At 41.0% G+C, this 16,936-nt stretch carries 16 protein-coding genes; 3 read left to right on the top strand and 13 right to left on the bottom strand.

What is annotated here, in order from left to right; translation table 11 throughout:
• Nucleotides 1-87: 87 nt before the first annotated feature.
• A protein-coding gene (locus tag A9260_RS13115; protein ID WP_373604483.1) for an IS3 family transposase occupies nucleotides 88-1,199 on the bottom strand; the annotation gives its coding sequence in 2 pieces (ribosomal slippage) (nucleotides 88-947 and nucleotides 947-1,199; 1,113 coding nt in all).
• A 198-nt stretch (nucleotides 1,200-1,397) separates the two neighbouring features.
• Here A9260_RS13115 and A9260_RS13125 point away from each other — a divergent pair.
• The gene (locus tag A9260_RS13125; protein WP_068699668.1) at nucleotides 1,398-2,018 is read left to right on the top strand and encodes a glutaredoxin domain-containing protein; all 621 of its coding nucleotides are present in this window, start codon (nucleotides 1,398-1,400) and stop codon (nucleotides 2,016-2,018) included.
• A 73-nt stretch (nucleotides 2,019-2,091) separates the two neighbouring features.
• Here A9260_RS13125 and A9260_RS13130 read toward each other — a convergent pair whose 3' ends face one another.
• The 3 genes from A9260_RS13130 to A9260_RS13140 form a co-directional block, all read right to left on the bottom strand.
• The gene (locus A9260_RS13130; RefSeq protein ID WP_068699670.1) at nucleotides 2,092-2,439 is read right to left on the bottom strand and encodes a hypothetical protein; all 348 of its coding nucleotides are present in this window, start codon (nucleotides 2,437-2,439) and stop codon (nucleotides 2,092-2,094) included.
• A gap of 15 nt (nucleotides 2,440-2,454) precedes the next feature.
• Entirely contained in the window at nucleotides 2,455-3,825 is a 1,371-nt protein-coding gene (locus A9260_RS13135) for a peptidoglycan DD-metalloendopeptidase family protein (RefSeq protein ID WP_082957105.1), read from the bottom strand.
• A 166-nt stretch (nucleotides 3,826-3,991) separates the two neighbouring features.
• Complete coding sequence (locus tag A9260_RS13140) at nucleotides 3,992-4,639, bottom strand: hypothetical protein (RefSeq protein WP_068699671.1); 648 nt, start codon at nucleotides 4,637-4,639, stop codon at nucleotides 3,992-3,994.
• 417 nt (nucleotides 4,640-5,056) lie between these two features.
• On the opposite strand from A9260_RS13140, the gene A9260_RS13145 reads away from it, so the two are divergent.
• On the top strand, nucleotides 5,057-5,299 hold the full coding sequence (locus A9260_RS13145) for a hypothetical protein (RefSeq protein WP_068699673.1): 243 nt from the start codon (nucleotides 5,057-5,059) through the stop codon (nucleotides 5,297-5,299).
• A gap of 92 nt (nucleotides 5,300-5,391) precedes the next feature.
• Here A9260_RS13145 and malG read toward each other — a convergent pair whose 3' ends face one another.
• From malG to malE, 3 genes are all read right to left on the bottom strand, one after another.
• On the bottom strand, nucleotides 5,392-6,282 hold the full coding sequence (gene malG / locus A9260_RS13150; protein ID WP_068699675.1) for a maltose ABC transporter permease MalG: 891 nt from the start codon (nucleotides 6,280-6,282) through the stop codon (nucleotides 5,392-5,394).
• Nucleotides 6,283-6,293: 11 nt separating this feature from the next.
• Nucleotides 6,294-7,871 carry a maltose ABC transporter permease MalF gene (gene malF, locus A9260_RS13155; RefSeq protein ID WP_068699677.1) on the bottom strand — a complete coding sequence of 526 codons (1,578 nt, stop codon included), beginning with the start codon at nucleotides 7,869-7,871 and terminating at the stop codon, nucleotides 6,294-6,296.
• 67 nt (nucleotides 7,872-7,938) lie between these two features.
• On the bottom strand, nucleotides 7,939-9,117 hold the full coding sequence (malE, locus tag A9260_RS13160; protein WP_068699679.1) for a maltose/maltodextrin ABC transporter substrate-binding protein MalE: 1,179 nt from the start codon (nucleotides 9,115-9,117) through the stop codon (nucleotides 7,939-7,941).
• Between the two features lie 705 nt (nucleotides 9,118-9,822).
• Here malE and malK point away from each other — a divergent pair.
• Nucleotides 9,823-10,947 (top strand): maltose/maltodextrin ABC transporter ATP-binding protein MalK, encoded by a 1,125-nt coding sequence (gene malK, locus A9260_RS13165; protein WP_068699680.1) that lies wholly within the window; start codon nucleotides 9,823-9,825, stop codon nucleotides 10,945-10,947.
• A gap of 95 nt (nucleotides 10,948-11,042) precedes the next feature.
• Here the strand turns inward: malK and A9260_RS13170 are convergent, their stop codons facing one another.
• From A9260_RS13170 to A9260_RS13195, 6 genes are all read right to left on the bottom strand, one after another.
• Complete coding sequence (locus tag A9260_RS13170) at nucleotides 11,043-11,243, bottom strand: chromosome partitioning protein ParA (RefSeq protein ID WP_068699683.1); 201 nt, start codon at nucleotides 11,241-11,243, stop codon at nucleotides 11,043-11,045.
• 170 nt (nucleotides 11,244-11,413) lie between these two features.
• Nucleotides 11,414-12,163, bottom strand: a complete 750-nt coding sequence (pstB, locus tag A9260_RS13175; RefSeq protein WP_068699685.1) for a phosphate ABC transporter ATP-binding protein PstB — start codon at nucleotides 12,161-12,163, stop codon at nucleotides 11,414-11,416.
• 40 nt (nucleotides 12,164-12,203) lie between these two features.
• On the bottom strand, nucleotides 12,204-13,067 hold the full coding sequence (gene pstA, locus A9260_RS13180) for a phosphate ABC transporter permease PstA (RefSeq protein WP_068699686.1): 864 nt from the start codon (nucleotides 13,065-13,067) through the stop codon (nucleotides 12,204-12,206).
• Nucleotides 13,068-13,072: 5 nt separating this feature from the next.
• Nucleotides 13,073-13,984, bottom strand: coding sequence for a phosphate ABC transporter permease subunit PstC (gene pstC / locus A9260_RS13185; protein WP_068699688.1), 912 nt, complete (start codon nucleotides 13,982-13,984; stop codon nucleotides 13,073-13,075).
• A gap of 121 nt (nucleotides 13,985-14,105) precedes the next feature.
• A complete protein-coding gene (locus A9260_RS13190; RefSeq protein WP_068699690.1) occupies nucleotides 14,106-14,927 on the bottom strand; it encodes a phosphate ABC transporter substrate-binding protein in 822 nt (273 codons plus the stop codon).
• A gap of 564 nt (nucleotides 14,928-15,491) precedes the next feature.
• Nucleotides 15,492-16,826 carry a DEAD/DEAH box helicase gene (locus A9260_RS13195; protein ID WP_068699691.1) on the bottom strand — a complete coding sequence of 445 codons (1,335 nt, stop codon included), beginning with the start codon at nucleotides 16,824-16,826 and terminating at the stop codon, nucleotides 15,492-15,494.
• Nucleotides 16,827-16,936: the final 110 nt, after the last annotated feature.

The raw sequence follows: 16,936 nt of genomic DNA on the forward strand, positions 1-16,936 counted from the left end.
TCACTAAAAGATAGGCTCTATTATAGAGCTTATCTAAAACAATCAGTTGAACTTGTTATTTAAGACCGAGCTGTAAACATCCCTTTTTTAGTGGCACTCGAAATTAGAGTCTTCTCCCTGTTGTGATTTAGCCAAATATTCCCATGGAGTAAGATCTCCGAGTGAGTCATGTGGCCGCTCACTGTTGTATTCATTTATCCAACTTTTTGTGAGTTCACGAACCTCACGCAGTGTTTTAAACATGTACATATTCAAAATGGCATCGCGATAGGTTCTGTTAAAACGTTCAATATATGAGTTCTGTGTAGGCTTTCCTGGTTTAATAAATTCCAGCTCAACCTGATTTTCTTCCGCCCATTCAGCCAGTTTTAACGAGATAAATTCAGGGCCATTATCCATTCGTATCTTTTGTGGATAACCACGCCATGCGACAACTTGCTCAAGTACTCGAAGAACACGTACTGTGGGTAAACTTAAGTCGATCTCTACTGCTAATATTTCGCGATTAAAATCGTCTAAAAGATTGAACGTACGAAAACGTCTTCCGCACTGTAATGAATCACTCATAAAATCCATGGACCAGCATATATTTACTTTCTCTGGTACACATAGCGGCATAGGGTTACGGGTTGGAAGGCGTTTCTTTTTACGTCGTCGCATATTCAGATTCAGTGAACGATAGATGCGATGAACTCGTTTATGATTCCATTTGTAACCCCATCGTTTTAGAGTCTTAAATAGTTTGCTAAAGCCGTATGCTGGATAACGTTCAACCGCTTTTTTAAGTGCATCAATGACCTCATCATCTCGATGAAGATCTGGTTGATATCGATAAACTGAGTCACTGATGCCAACAACACGGCACGCTCGACGTTGGCTGATGTTATGTTTGCATTTCACATAATCAACCAACTCACGGCGAACCGATGGCTTTACAGCTTTTTTTCGATAACGTCTTTAAGAATTGAGTGATCCAAGCTTAAATCAGCGTACATTTGTTTTAATCGTCGGTTTTCTTCTTCAAGCTCTTTCAGTCGTTTGATGTCCGAACTATCCATACCGCCATATTTGGCTCGCCAGTTATAGTACGTTGCATCTGATATGCCATATTCACGACAGGCATCAGAGACCTTTCGGCCTGCTTCAACTTCCTTCAAGATTTTAACAATCTGTGATTCTGTATAGCGTGACTTTTTCATGATCATTCTCCGTTTTATTTAGTTTAAACGGAAGAACTCTAAATCGGAATACACCTATTTTAGGGGATGGTTACAGAGCCTTATGCTCGGTCTTCTTCTCTCTAATTATCAAACACGTTATTCATTTCAAAATAATTGAAAGATTTTCCAGAAATGTATGTTCTACTCTAATAACGAACGTACACAAGGAAGCGCATGATGAGCAAACCCATTAAAATCACACTTTATCGCTGGGCAGGTAGTTGGGGGCCATTTAAGGTCAACATCCCTTGTGGTGAATGTACGCTGACCAAAGATATTCTTAAAGATACGTTCGACAATGAACTTAAAGACGTTCCCGTAGAGCTTGAAATGAAAGACTGGTTGTCTCATTGGTGGGAGCCGTTAAAGCTTGGTTCATGGCACGCGCCAATACTGGTAGTGGAAGGCAAAGTCGTAAGCCAAGGTGAAGCACTAAATCGCGGCGTATTAGTCCAATCGGTTATTTCTCAGTGGAGCAAACAAGATGATCTGCAGGGCAATATTGTATTTGGTAAAGCCACCTGCCCTTACTGCGTAAAAGCCAAGAAAAAACTCGATGAAGCAGGCATTGCTTATCAATATCATGACGTCGTTAAAGACAGTGCTGCTCTCTATCGCATGATTCCCGAAGTGAAAGCACATATTGGGCAAAAAACACCGGTCACTGTACCGCAAATATGGATGAATGGTGAGTATATCGGTGGCTATGATGACCTAGAAAAATGGCTGCCTTCGAACAAAAACACCACAGTCCCTGATAATGTTGTCGATATTCCAGCGCGAACAGGTAATGACTAATCGGTAATTCAATTAAGCCCATAACATAAAAAATCCACCATAAAGGCGGATTTTTTAAATTTATACTGCAGACTTATTTTCTTTTTGGTTGCTGGTAGGTTTTACCTGCAATCTTGTATGTGTCGCTTGGCTTCACATCAAAATAAGCATCAAAGAACCAAGCAACAAATCGAATCACATGTTCATCAACATTCATTATATGTTCAAGAAATTCTTCTAAATCGTCGCCATTTTGCTCTGTAGTCACATGATATACACGTTGCTCGCCTTCAACCTCAGCAAGAGCAAATTGCCCTTTTAAAGATAGCGCAACTTCAGACACTTCTTCAAATTCGCATTCTTGTAGCAGTGTTAACGCTTCTGGAAGATCGGCACATTTACTTGCTAACGTAACCAGTTGGTTAAATTCACTTTGATTCATTTTATCTACCTAAATTTACAGGGCTTTATGAGAAGCATTATTCTGCGAACTATTTTGACTCGCAAGCAATACTTCTTCAGCTTTCATCATTTGCGTCAACTTATCACGATTTGCCGCAAATTGCTTCATATCACTTTTTGCCACGGATTCTGCCATTGGGATTTTCGCAGTCACGGGGTTAACCGGACGATTACGAATCAAGAATTCATAGTGTATGTGAGGACCCGTAACACGACCTGTTGCGCCCGATAGAGCAATCACATCGCCTCTTTTAACTTGTTGGCCTTTTTTCACTAGCATCTTACTTAAATGTAAATAGCGAGTTTTATAGATAGAGCCATGTTCAAGCACGATATATTTACCCGCATACGGGTGATTACGAATCATAATCACTTTACCATCACCCGTTGCATGTACCGGCGTTCCTGAAGGCGCACCAAAATCAGTACCGTTATGTGGCGAAATACGCCCTGTCACTGGATGCAAACGATAAGGGTTAAATTTTGATGTAACACGATGGAACGTACTCGGGTATCGCATAAACGCACGCTGAAGGCTCTCACCATTTTCGTCATAATACTGGCCATCGGTATGCAAGAATGCACTGATTACACGACCTCGATTATAAATTTTGATGGCTTCTACTTCACGCGTACCCGTTTCAATACCATCAACGGTTTGCACTTTATGCACAACCGAGAATTTATCACCCGCACGAAGATCTCGTGCAAAATTCATCTTATCTTTCATCAAATTAGTAATACCGCGGATCTCGGTGATATTAAGACCTAATTTGTGCGCTGATTGAGAGAAACTGCCGTGGACTGCACCAACTAAAGCATTGGTGTGCCAATCACCCTTAACCGAGACATCTTTATATGTATACGCCCCATCTTTATTACGGGTGTATTGAACAATATCGGCAGGGTTAAATTTAAGCTGCATCTTGTCTAATGTATGCGTAGTACCATTCACCCAAAATAACAGTTGGTTTCCTGGGCGAAGTGTATCTAGAGAAAGGTGGTTAAGATCTTCTTCCATAATTTTCAGCAAGCTTGAATAAGGAACGCCAAGCTTTGAGAAAACAGCACTTAAGCTATCACCTTTTTTAACGGTGTAACTGTAGCTAGGGACTGATTTTGCGACCTTAGCAACTTTAGGCTTTTGTTGATCAATGGATGTAGAAGCAAGGCTTTCTACATTTAAAGGCACAAATTTACGTTCATTTTGTGAATGTGAAAATATTGCACCTAATATCAATATTACTGGCAAAACCAACAGGCCCTTTTTGATTCTTGACCGAGATTGTTGACTGAGTTGATTAAGCTTAAACACCGAAATACCTACTAAAATTAAAGCTGAACAAGTGGAAACGGTCGTTACCATACCACCACATATTCATTTGTAAAATGGAAGAGCTTAATTGGCTCTTATTCGTTTATCACTGTAACTGCGATACGACTCATCTTTGATATCGTAATCAAGTGTTGCCGTTCTTTACATAAGTTCATTTACTTATTGCAAACCTTCGAGCTCATTTTTTAAATAAAGTTCAATTCAAATGTTCAACAAGTTTGCCCTCGGATATAGAAAAGTGCCGAGTAATCAATTCACTAGGTTGGTCTGACATCGCCTGAGTGAGGGTATGTTGCTTATAACTCAGCTCGATAGAATTTTGCTTATAGACCAAGGAATTGATTGCAATACGATCGCCTAAAAACAATTCTTGCGCGATAGTAAAGTGATCACCTTGTTTTTGATCAACATCCAGATAATAAAATGAACCGCTTCCAGAAGTCATCGCAATGGTTGGCATCAACCACAATGTCGGTTTTGAACTGTTTTGAACAATTTTACATAGCCAATGAGTATTAAGCTGAAGCTTACCCTTTACCTGATTATAATTATAACTGGATTGATAAATATAAGGGTCTACAAGGCCACGGTGAAACTGAACATTTGACTGGATGATGGCATCATCAAATTTACTCGCCTTAACCATTAAAGATTTCGGTAAATTAAATTGAGCCTCATCGCATTGACTGTCTAATGAAACAGTCTTAGAAAAACTCTGTAAGTGACTATTCTTATTTTGTGCATTAACGTCTGATAAATTAAGGTTTCTTACCGTACCGGCATAAGCTAACCCACTCATCAATAATGCGTTGATGAGTACAATACTAGTGCAACGTTTTAACATATGACTCAACTCCCCCTAGCTCCAAGCCAGGTGTGCCTAGACATGACTTTGCGATGCGCATTCTACCAATCCATACACATTTTTATAACGAACTTTTCTCAATCTTTGATTTCATATAATAAATATCTAATATAGATCTGAAAATTCACATATAACCCATTGTTTCATATGCACTCAGTTACAATACGTATATTCATCGCTCTTCTTATGCCGAATTATTATTTTGTTTATCTCTATTTTTGTCATTGTTAGGTCAATAAACTCTCTAAATCCCAAAAATTGTCTTTTTTACATAATATTGCAACCTAACTGTAATCAAATTTTCATTTACTTCTGTTTAAATTTTCTATCACAACAATCGGTTACCCGCTAACGCACTAGATTGTTTCTGCAAGTAAGAAATAACTAAGAGATACCATGCAAGAAATTAAATTAGGAATTGATGTCATTAAGGACAATAAAGCAGTTGAGTATCAATGGGTAAGGACGATGTATGTGGAAGGCTACTCAGAAGAACGAATTGATCATTACATCAATGAATGTTTTGGCGGTGACTCGGTATTCTCACACCTATTTCGTAAGGTAGCACTACATCAAGAAAGTGTTTATGTGTTGATGCGCCATTTAGGGCATGCGCCCTCAAATCTCGAAAAGATTTAAAGCAAATAGAAAGGGGGAAGCCAATGGCTTCCCCCTTTCATTTACTGACTCCAAAGCTGGTTAGAGCCATTGAGAACAATAATAAAAACCCGTTACCCTTTCACACCACCGGATGTCAATCCACCGACTAACCAACGTTGAGCCAGTAAAAAGACTATCGTGATAGGCAGTGCTGACAGTACTGCCGCTGCGGCAAAATCGCCCCACAAATAGTTTTGTGGATATAAGTATTGCTGCATGCCTACGGCCAACGTATATGAATTTACGTCCGATAATAGTAATGAAGCAACAGGTACTTCACCGACTACGCCAATGAAGGATAAGATAAATACAACCGCAAGGATTGGCACAGACAAAGGAAGTAACACTAAACGGAATGCCTGCCAAGGCGTTGCTCCATCTAATGCTGCGGCCTCTTCTAACGAATTATCGATAGTTTCAAAGTATCCCTTAATCGTCCATACATGCAAAGCAATGCCGCCTAAGTATGAAAAGATCAAACCACCATGAGTGTTCAAACCCAGAAACGGAATGTACTGCCCTAATTTATCAAATAATGCATAAATTGCGACCAATGCCAGCACCGCTGGGAACATCTGAAAAATCATCATCGCTTTTAAGATGGTGTTCTTTCCTTTGAAGCGCATACGAGCAAAGGCATAAGCTGATGTGGTGGATAGCGCAACAATAAGAATAGAGGTGATTCCTGCCACTTTTATTGAATTCCACAACCACAACAACACAGGAAATGGCGGTGGCGTCACGCTACCATCGGCATGTGTCACCGATAGACCTAATGCTAATTTCCAATGCTCTAAAGAAGGATTTCTTGGGATCAAACTGCCCGTTGCAAAATTACCTTCACGAAACGAAATCGCTATCACCATTAATAAAGGGAAAATAATCAGCGATAAGAATACCCAAAGCGCAATGTGCGTCGCCCAAACACGGTATTTAAGATTTTTACCTTGTACCATAGCCATTTTATTATTCCTTAATCCTGAGACAGCTTAGTGAAACGAAGGTTGAGTAGTGCCATACCACCGACTAACAAGAAGATCAGCGTTGCAATAGCACTTGCTAGACCAAAGTCTTGTCCACCACTACCTTCAAACGCGATGCGATAGGTGTAGCTTACGAGCAAGTCGGTATAGCCTGCAGGTTCTGAGGTGCCAATCATATTTGGCCCACCGTTAGTCAACAGCTGAATCATGACAAAGTTATTAAAGTTAAAGGCAAAACTGGCAATCAATAAGGGTGTCATCGGTTTAATCATCAATGGCACTGTAATATGGAAGAAGTTCTTTAATGGACCGGCACCATCAATGGCGGATGCTTCATAAAGATCATCAGGAATGGCTTTTAATAATCCCATACATAAGATCATCATGTACGGAAAACCAAGCCAAGTATTGACTATCATTACCATCGTTTTAGCCAATACAGGATCGGAGAACCAATTTGGTGAGATACCAAAAATCTGGTTTAGCACTAAGTTGATTTCACCAAAGCTCTGATTAAACAATCCTTTAAAAATCAGGATGGAAATGAATGCAGGAACCGCATAAGGCAGTATCAACAACACTCGATATACCCCGCGACCTTTCAGCTCCTCCCACTGGACGACACTGGCTAATACTAGCCCAATCACTAGCGTAAAGATGACGGTTAAGACTGAAAATACGACCGTCCATATAAAGATAGAAATAAACGGCTCTTTGATACCATCATCTTTCCATACTCGCTCAAAGTTAGCCGTACCAATACCAACAATAAAGCCAGGAGAGACCGTATTGCCTATAAATTGACCTTGCTCATCTATGCTTTGGTAAAAGCCCACTTCCATATTCGGACGTAAGGTTTCACCTGTTTCATTGTTAAGCATGGTTATGCCATCGTCTTGCAAGCTAAATAGCGGCTGCACACCAGCAAATTTACGCAAACCGCTCATCCGAACAGCTTCGCCACCTGGCTTAATCAGATCAATATTGCTTAACATCGGGCGCGCTTTAATGATGGCTTTAATTGGCTCTTTTTCACCAGTTAGGGAATTAGAATCAATCGCAGTCAACGCGAGCTCTTTATCAGTCACGTCTTTAGTCAGACTAAATTCTCGGGTCGCTAATGTTTCTTCACCATCTTGAATGGCAATGATGTGTCCACCAGCAGTTTTAATTAACTGAAATGGGTAGCTATCACCACTTTGAAATGTACGATCTTCTAAAACGGATTGTGTCCGCTCCAGTGTTAACTGATTTTTGGCGCTGTAGTTGGTGAACGCCAAATTGACGGTATAAGCTAATGGAAACAGTATAAATAAGATCATTCCCGCAATACCTGGATAGATATAACGATGCGCGTAGGTTTTCTTACTACCAAATATATAAAGTGCCAATGCTGTTAAGATGAGGGTGAGAATAGCAAATGCCGTTTCTCCGCGTGAATACATCAAAACGGTCGCGTAACCGTTTATAATTCCGACTAAACCAAGGGCTGCCCACTTCAATACAGATTTTGTATTTCCGGCAACCAAAGGAGTCTCAACAGAACCAGGAGATTGAACTGTCTGCATAAAAAAAACCTACTAGCGAATGATCAATAAGAGAAAAAAGGAGGAGTTGCCCCCTCCTTAAATGGGTTTACTTAAGCATTTGTTTCTTAGCGTCTTCTAGAGCTGCATCAACAGATTGACGGCCATCAACAACGTTCACAATCACGTTTTTGGCCGATCCCCAGTAAGTGTTCATTTGAGGAATGTTTGGCATGATTTCACCATGTTCCGCACTCGCCATTGTTGCTGCGATGCGAGGATCTGTTGCCAATTCTTTTTGGAATGATTTTAGTGCAACCGCGCCCAAAGGCTTATCATTGTTCACTTCACGCAAACCATCATTGGTCAGCAAGTAGTTCTCCAAGAACTCAACCGCTAGATCTTTGTTTGGAGACGCGGTACTGATACCCGCAGTTAATACACCGACAAATGGTGATGAGTTTTTGCCTTTGAACGTTGGAATGGTGGTCACACCATAGTTCACTTTATTGTCATAACCACCCCATGCCCAAGGACCATTAATAGTCAGTGCAACTTCACCTTTAGCAAAAGCTGAATCGGCAATTGAGTAATCCATATCAGCAGAGATGACTTTCTTCTCAACTAAAGACTTAATAAAGTTCATTGCATCTTTAACGCCAGCTTTATCAATACCGACATCTTTAACATCGTAGCCTGTTGGCGTGTGCTTAAACGCATAACCACCGTCAGCTGCCATCAATGGCCATGTGAAGTACGGTTCTTTTAGGTTCCACATGATCGCTTTTTTGCCATCTTTAGCCAGTTTTGCATCAAGGGCTTCAATTTCTTCCCATGTTTTTGGCGGGTTTGGAACTAGGTCTTTATTGTAGATAAGTGCTAGTGATTCTATCGCAACAGGATAACCAATAGTCTTGCCTTCAAAATTCACCGCTTCCCACGCAAAATCAACAATGCCTTCTTTGATTTCTTTCGAAGGTTTAATCTCAGCTAAAAGACCAGCTTGTGCATAGCCACCAAAACGATCGTGCGCCCAGAAAATGATATCAGGACCATCACCAGTTGCCGCTACTTGAGGAAAACGTGACTCTAGACCATCAGGGTGAGCAACAGTAACTTTAATGCCTGTATCTTCTTCAAAACGTTTACCCACTTCTGCAAGACCGTTGTAGCCTTTGTCTCCGTTGATCCAGATGGTCAGTTGACCTTCTTGAATCGCTGCGTGAGCACCGAAAGAACCAAGCGCAACTAACGTGCCAAGTGCCACTGTACTTAGGGCTTTTTTCATGAGTTTAATCCTTTTTTATTATTGGTGTAGGGCCATCCAAGATATTCCTGAAAGCCAAATTTCACTATCTATCATCCGCTAGTCGCCTTAAATCATCATCCTCCTGACTACTACGCCCTATAACAACGCAAGCAAATTCGTGACGAGCCTCTCTCATCGTTGATGATCTCAGTCACAATTCTGTTTTTCTTGTGATGCGAATCAACACAAATTGACCAATAAAGGAGATATTGATCCAATCAATATTAAAAGCCGATTCTCACCCTCCTCCCCTGCTACTCCCCCTACAAAAAAGTGAATGAGGAGGATGTTTCTAGAAGCAAAGTTACACAAACTAACAACATCCGAGATATGGATAGCAAGAGCACTTTATCTAACTAATTTGTTGGAATTACATTTTAAAGTAAGCAAATAGTCACTTTCCTAATGTGCAGAATGATAATCATGATGGGGAACATATTAAGAAAGTGTGGGGAATATTAGCTAACATTCGAAATGGCCAGGTGATGCGACCAAAAACTATTGATATTAATGACTTTGGGGTCCGTGATTAATAACGATTGCTTTGTGTTCATCACCTTTTTCTTTGCTGTTATCTTAAAAAGATTATGCACATGACTTCTATTTTCTAGTTTGGCATTCATGGAAAAATGATAACCATAATGAGCGCCAAGTGGTAAAAATTAATGTTGAGGATCAACTGAAATGACCAGTGTCACGTTAAAAAATGTATATAAATCCTATGGTGATATCGAGATCTCAAAGAACGTCAATCTAGAGATCAACGACGGAGAATTCGTCGTATTCGTAGGGCCATCAGGTTGTGGTAAATCAACACTTCTACGCTGTATTGCAGGTCTTGAAGAGATTACATCTGGTGATCTCTATATTGGCGAGCAACGCATGAATGACGTTGAACCTTCCAAGCGTGGCGTGGGGATGGTATTTCAGTCCTACGCACTCTACCCTCACCTCAATCTTTACGACAACATGTCATTTGGCATGAAACTGGCTAAAGCTGATAAAACAGAAACAGAAAAGCGTGTTAAACACGTAGCGGACATATTACAACTTACCCATTTGCTAGACCGCCAACCTAAAGCACTTTCTGGTGGTCAGCGTCAACGTGTTGCTATTGGGCGTACGCTTGTTTCACAGCCCGAAGTCTTCCTATTAGATGAACCACTATCAAACCTAGATGCTGCACTGCGCGTTCAAATGCGCAGTGAAATCACCAAGCTTCAACGACAACTGGGTTGTACCATGATCTATGTTACCCATGATCAGGTGGAAGCAATGACTATGGCCGATAAAATCGTAGTACTTGATGGCGGTTATGTCTCTCAAGTCGGTCGACCTTTAGATCTATATCACTACCCACAAAATCGCTTTGTAGCAGGGTTTATAGGTTCTCCTAAAATGAATTTTATTAGCGTGCACGCTATTGAAACATCATCAACACACGTCAAAGTAGAACTAGAAAATAAAGTAGCGTTCAATATTCCTGTTGACGGCACAACCGTCAATGTAGGGGATCGTATGTCATTAGGTATTCGCCCTGAACACTTACTGATGTCAGACTCTTCTGAAGCAACAATTTCAGGTGAAGTGACTATTGTTGAGAAATTAGGACTAGAGACTCAGGTTTACCTATCGGTTGAAAGTGCAGATACCGATATTAACTTCCGTCAACCAGATACCTTAGAAGTGGCACCAGGCGATCACTACTCCATTGGTATTGACCCAAAACGATGCCACCTATTCCATGATGATGGTCGCGCCTGTCGCCGATTACACCAAGAAATTGGTGCTACAATCCCCCCTGCTTAATTGAAGCTATTACCAAAAAAAAGAAGGCGAGCTTAAACAGCTCGCCTTCTTCGTTTTTATACAACTGATTAAATCTGCTTATACCATATATGATATTAATGAATTGGCGCTTCATTTTTTGCGTAGAACTTACCAAAGTATTGCTCAAGCACTTCTGGTGTTAACTCACCCGCTTCTTCAAGTTTTTTAAGCTCTGCGGCTATTTGCTTTTGCTCTTCGATAGATGGCAGTTGTTGCTCCGGCTGATCTTCAGCCTCTGCAGCCATTGCTTCTAAGTCTTTTTCGAAATCACTCACTGTACATACCTCATATCTAAACTAATCCGAGTTTACTTAGGCTGCATTAGAAGGTCAATCTAACGATAACTAAGGAAACGCAAAAAAGCCCCTCTATGAAAGAGGGGCAAAAGTCCATCGCTTATTATTATAGTTAATTTTGTTTCAAAACAGCGCGATTAATCGAAGGATTAACCAAAGTCGCCATTAACGTAACCCTGAGTGCGATCATCTCTTGGGTTGCTGAATATTACGGGTGTTTCATCATGCTCAACTAACTCTCCCATAAGGAAGAAAGCAGTGCGGTCCGAAATACGACGCGCCTGAGCCATTGAGTGCGTCACGATAACGATGGTGTAATCTTTCTTAAGATCTTCCATCAGTTCTTCAATTTTATGTGTTGCAATTGGATCAAGTGCCGAAGTTGGTTCATCCATCAAAATGACATCTGGCTCCATTGCGATAGTACGTGCAATACATAGACGCTGCTGCTGACCACCAGACAAACCAAACGCATGTGATTTAAGACGATCTTTTACTTCATCCCAAAGTGCTGCGCCGCGCAGAGAATTTTCGACAACAGAATCAATGTGTTTTTTATCTTTAATACCTTGAGCACGAAGGCCATAAGCCACGTTTTCGTAGATACTCATTGGGAACGGGTTTGGTTTTTGAAATACCATACCGACTTTAATACGCAGATCGGCTACATCAATATTGCCGTAAATATCTTGGCCATCCATTTCAACTAGACCTTCGATTTTTACACCTTCAATCAGGTCATTCATACGGTTTAAACAACGCAATAGCGTCGATTTACCGCAGCCTGAAGGCCCGATTAATGCTGTTACTTGGCGTAGAGGAATAGGCAAGTTAATGCTTTTTAGTGCTTTGTTTTCGCCGTAATAAAGATCTAGGTTTTCGATAGTAAATTTGTTCATTTTATGTGTCTCTTAAATTCTTTGAGTCTATCAGCTGCAATTAGTAAGTTGCTTTATTAAAGCGGCTAGCGATAAGTTTGGTTAACGTATTAATTAGCAGAACAACCACAATCAGTACTGTTGCTGTACCGTACGCTTGGTTCCACTCATCAATCGTAAATAGCTCTGTTGTTAACTTATATAGGTGAACGGTTAATGTACGACCCGAATCCAATAATGATTCTGGGATACGCGCAACCATACCTGCAGTCAAGAACACGGGTGCTGACTCACCAATGACACGACCGATACTTAAGATAACAGAAGTCAAAATACCTGGCATTGCACTTGGTAAAATCAAGCGCCAAATGGTGTAGATTCTTGAAGAACCTAAAGCATAAGAACCTTCACGGAAAGTTTGAGGAACCGCCATTAGTGCTTCTTCCGTTGCACGGATAATCACTGGCAGAATCAAAATACTTAACGTTAGTGCACCCGACAGAATAGAGAAGCCTAATCCAAGGATGGTCACAAAGAAGGTCATACCAAACAGACCAAAGATAATAGACGGGATACCCGCCAATGATTCAGTACAAAAACGAATCACTTTAACGAACTTACTACCTACTTTTGCATACTCTGTAAGATAGATAGCCGTCATGATGCCCAATGGCGCCGCAATCGATATTGAAGCGATAACCATATAAACCGTCGAAACGATCATTGGGAAAATACCCTGAGAATCACCGGTACGAGTATAGTCACCCGTGACGAAATCCCAGTTCACAAATTGCAAACCATTCGACAAAATGTACCAGATTATCCAGAACAAAAAGCCCACAGTTAAACCAGCAGATAGCCATACAAATGCACTAAGCAAATGATCTTTACGCTGGCGAGATTTTTTAAGTTTTACTGTATCCATGACTCTTATCTCGCTTTTTGACGGTTAAGGTACAATAGAGCACCGTTTAACATCATGATGAAGACCAGCAGTACAACACCAGTCGCATACAAGGCATTGGCGTGAATGCCACTTGCGTAAGACATTTCAATGGCGATATTGGCGGTTAGTGTACGCGCAGCATCAAGCAGCCCTTCTGGCATCGCTGGGGCATTACCCATCACCATGATAATCGCCATCGTTTCACCCAATGCTCGGCCGATACCCAAGATAACGCCAGTCATAATGCCTGAACGAGCCGCTGGAACGAGAAGTTTAAAGATGGTGTAAATTTTTGAAGCGCCGAGTGCAAGAGAGCCTTCTTTATAAGTACGAGGCACTGCGCGAATTGACGTTTCAGACACGGTAATGACCGTTGGCAAGATCATCACACCAAGCACGATAATACCGGCAAGGATCGTATTACCCGCAGGCACATCAAAGATGTTTTGAATCAGCGGTACAATAATAACCAAACCAAAAAAGCCATAAACGACCGACGGGATACCAGCCAGTAGCTCAATTGCAGGACGAATGATATTCGCCACACGCTTTGGCGCAATTTCGGCAATAAAGATGGCGGTCAATACGCCAACCGGCACACCAAATAGAACTGCGCCTAAGGTGGAGACTAATGAGGCCACAATCATTGTTGCTACACCGTATAACGCAGGTGGCAACCAATTTTGCCCCATAACAATACCGCTAACGCCTGCTACTTGAAATGCAGGGATACTCTCTTTAACGATGAAGTAAGCGATAATGGCTAGAGAAACAATACCAATAACTGCGCTGGACAAGAACAATCCGTGAAAGATTCGCTCTCTCCAGTCAACGCCACGGGCTTCTCTTAATGAAGAAGAAGCAAAAGCCGGAGCTTGAACATTGTCATTTTTCATTGAAAAATTCACTATTAATTTGCGATGGTAAATCTAAATACGCACTAAGCCCAATTAAATAAAGTGGGATGCATGGAAAAGCTCAGCCTTCGCAGGCTGAGCAAAATTTCAATTTTTTCTATTACTTAGCAGAGATGTAACCTTTGCTTGATACTAGTTCTTGTGCATCAGCAGATTGCATCCACTCTAGGAACTTGTGAGTTTCAGCAGAAGCGTTAGCTTCTTTGTAAAGTACTAGGAATGGACGAGCTACTTTGTAAGAGCCGTTCTGAACGTTTGCTACAGAAGCGGCTGCATTATCAATTGCTACTGCGTTAACAGTGCTATCAACAGTACCTAGAGAGATGTAGCCAATTGCGTATGGGTTTGAAGCAACTTGAGTTTTAAGTGCGCCGTTACCGTTTGCAACTTGTGCACGTTGAGAGATTGCCGATACAGTAATATCGTTAATCTTCATTTTAAGGCCCATGATGTCTTCGAAAGCACCACGAGTACCAGAAGCTGTGTCACGAGTTACTGTAACGATAGGCTTGTTTTCGCCACCAACTTGTTTCCAGTTTGAGATTTCGCCTTTGTAGATACCTTTAACTTGCTCAGAAGTTAGGTTGTTCACAGCGTTTGCTGGGTTAACCACAACTGCGATACCGTCAAGTGCGATAGTCAATTCTTTAAGAGCAGGCTCTTTTTCAGAATCTTTAAGGTTACGAGAAGACATGCCTAGGTTTGCTGTACCGCTTTTAGCCGCACGAACACCAGCTGAAGAGCCAGGGCCTTGAACTTCGATAAATACGTTGCTGTTAGACTTCATGTAAGTTTCAGAGAAAACTTCCATCAATGGAGTGACACTACTTGAACCAACTGTAGAGATAGTCTCTTTAGCAACTGCTGGGGTCATTGTTAGTGCGCCTAGAAGTGCTACTGCACCGATTACTGTCTTTTTCATCTGTTTGTCCTTAATGGGAATCACTGTCACGACATTTGTATGTCGTTCGTTTGTTTAGTTGACGAGGGACACTTTAAGGGTGTTGTATGACACTTATGTTTCAGAACTTTTAAAGGTAAATGACAATTTGATTGGGACTTTCAGTTTGAAACGATATCGACAACCGTCAAAATGGCATGACTAAGATTAGGAGGGATGGCTTTTTTATGTATTAGCCACAATAAGCACTCTCACAAAACAACAAGATTAACACTATAAGTATCAATAAGTTAACTAGCAAGAACCACGGTAAACTTAGTAGTGAACGCCATTCTAATTCTTATCTTTCATTGCCAATATGATTGAACAATGAAGTCTATTTTGGCTTTTATTGCATACGATTTATTACAAAATGACATTGTCATAAACCTTCGAAAAACACTTAAAATTAATTCTAATTATTTCTTTTCTTAAGAAAAACAACGGGATTCCGCCACTATAGACTGGTCAGAAGATTGAATATCTAAAATTAAGGCATAAAAAAAGCGAAGAACTCAGTCTTCGCTTTTTAAAAATTAGTGTGAATTAATCATCACTGTCCACTTTAGGTGGCGTTTTCTTCTTAGGAATGAATACCGCATCCCCAACGGCCACATTGGTGTGGAATGTTTTGTCGCGTCTAACTTGCTTCTTAACAGCTTTCTTCGGTGCGGCTGATTTTTTAGCAGTTTGAGCACCTTTACCACGATAGACCGGTTTTTTAGGCTTAATGCCTTTGAACTTACCTTTAAGACCTTCTAGCACATCAAATGATAAGTCTTGTTGTAAGAAGCTCTCCACACGCTTAAAGCTATCCCAATCTTTAGGGCCAACTAATGATAATGCCGTTCCTTTGTTACCTGCACGGCCTGTACGACCGACTCGATGCACGTACTCTTCGGTATGTTTTGGCATATCAAAGTTAATCACGTGTGAAACGTTCGCGATATCGATACCTCGAGAGGCAATATCGGTTGTGACCAAAATTTTAAATACCGTACGCTCAAACTGACTCATAATCGTATTACGCTGAGTTTGAGTTAAACCTCCGCTCAATGCGACGGCTTTCAATTGTTTCTTATTAAGCTCTGCGGTCAAACGCTCGGTATCTGAACGGGTCGCAGTAAAAATCATTATCTGATTGTAATCCGCTTCATCAATAATACGATTCAGTAGCGCTTCTTTATGATCAAGGTGGTCACAAAGATAGAATTTCTGTTCAATATCAGTGTGATGAGCATTGCCACTGTCTATAGAGATACGTTTAGGGTTATTAAGCATCTCCATTGCCATATCATGCACTTCGGCGTGATCAAGGGTTGCAGAGAACATCAACGTTTGACGGCGGCGGTGTTTCGCTAAGCTATGAATACGGCGAAGTTCAGGTGCAAAACCTAAATCCAGCATTCTATCGGCTTCATCTAAAACCAGCGTATCAAGCCCATCAAGGAACAGTGAACGATGCTCTAGGTGATCGGCTAAACGTCCCGGCGTTGCCACGATAAAACGAGGGTATTTACGCAATGCTTTAACTTGATCGTTAAAGTTTTCACCACCGACGATTAAAGTTGCCGTGTAAGACAGTCCGCCTAACATGGTACGCAGCTCGTTATACACTTGGCGAGCCAATTCACGAGTAGGCGCTAAAATAACACCGCGAGGATCCTTGGCTGAGAATGCTTTGTTTTTAAGAGATCTATGCAGCATAGGCAAAACAAATGCCAAAGTTTTACCAGAACCAGTTTTAGACGACGCTAGTAAATCCTTACCAGCCAACGCGACAGGGATTGCCTGTTGCTGAATTTCGGTCGCACTCTTAAATGAGTAGTGATCCAAATTCTTCATTAAACGATTGTCTAAACCTAATTCTCTAAACTTCAAAGTCTTCTCCTAAAACGGGGGTTAGCCTGTTTTCTGTCTACTCAAAATTCGGACAGATAAAACACGCTATATAAAAATCTGGCTAATAATACCCTACTTACCCACTCAGA

This window comes from Vibrio sp. UCD-FRSSP16_30 (assembly GCF_001676025.1).
Lineage (GTDB): Bacteria > Pseudomonadota > Gammaproteobacteria > Enterobacterales > Vibrionaceae > Vibrio.

Coding starts and splice junctions, on each gene's coding strand:
- A9260_RS13125 (WP_068699668.1), top strand. CDS start 1,398: ATGAGCAAACCCATTAAAATCACACTTTATCGCTGGGCAGGTAGTTGG.
- A9260_RS13130 (WP_068699670.1), bottom strand. CDS start 2,439: ATGAATCAAAGTGAATTTAACCAACTGGTTACGTTAGCAAGTAAATGT.
- A9260_RS13135 (WP_082957105.1), bottom strand. CDS start 3,825: ATGGTAACGACCGTTTCCACTTGTTCAGCTTTAATTTTAGTAGGTATT.
- A9260_RS13140 (WP_068699671.1), bottom strand. CDS start 4,639: ATGTTAAAACGTTGCACTAGTATTGTACTCATCAACGCATTATTGATG.
- A9260_RS13145 (WP_068699673.1), top strand. CDS start 5,057: ATGCAAGAAATTAAATTAGGAATTGATGTCATTAAGGACAATAAAGCA.
- malG (WP_068699675.1), bottom strand. CDS start 6,282: ATGGCTATGGTACAAGGTAAAAATCTTAAATACCGTGTTTGGGCGACG.
- malF (WP_068699677.1), bottom strand. CDS start 7,871: ATGCAGACAGTTCAATCTCCTGGTTCTGTTGAGACTCCTTTGGTTGCC.
- malE (WP_068699679.1), bottom strand. CDS start 9,117: ATGAAAAAAGCCCTAAGTACAGTGGCACTTGGCACGTTAGTTGCGCTT.
- malK (WP_068699680.1), top strand. CDS start 9,823: ATGACCAGTGTCACGTTAAAAAATGTATATAAATCCTATGGTGATATC.
- pstB (WP_068699685.1), bottom strand. CDS start 12,163: ATGAACAAATTTACTATCGAAAACCTAGATCTTTATTACGGCGAAAAC.
- pstA (WP_068699686.1), bottom strand. CDS start 13,067: ATGGATACAGTAAAACTTAAAAAATCTCGCCAGCGTAAAGATCATTTG.
- pstC (WP_068699688.1), bottom strand. CDS start 13,984: ATGAAAAATGACAATGTTCAAGCTCCGGCTTTTGCTTCTTCTTCATTA.
- A9260_RS13190 (WP_068699690.1), bottom strand. CDS start 14,927: ATGAAAAAGACAGTAATCGGTGCAGTAGCACTTCTAGGCGCACTAACA.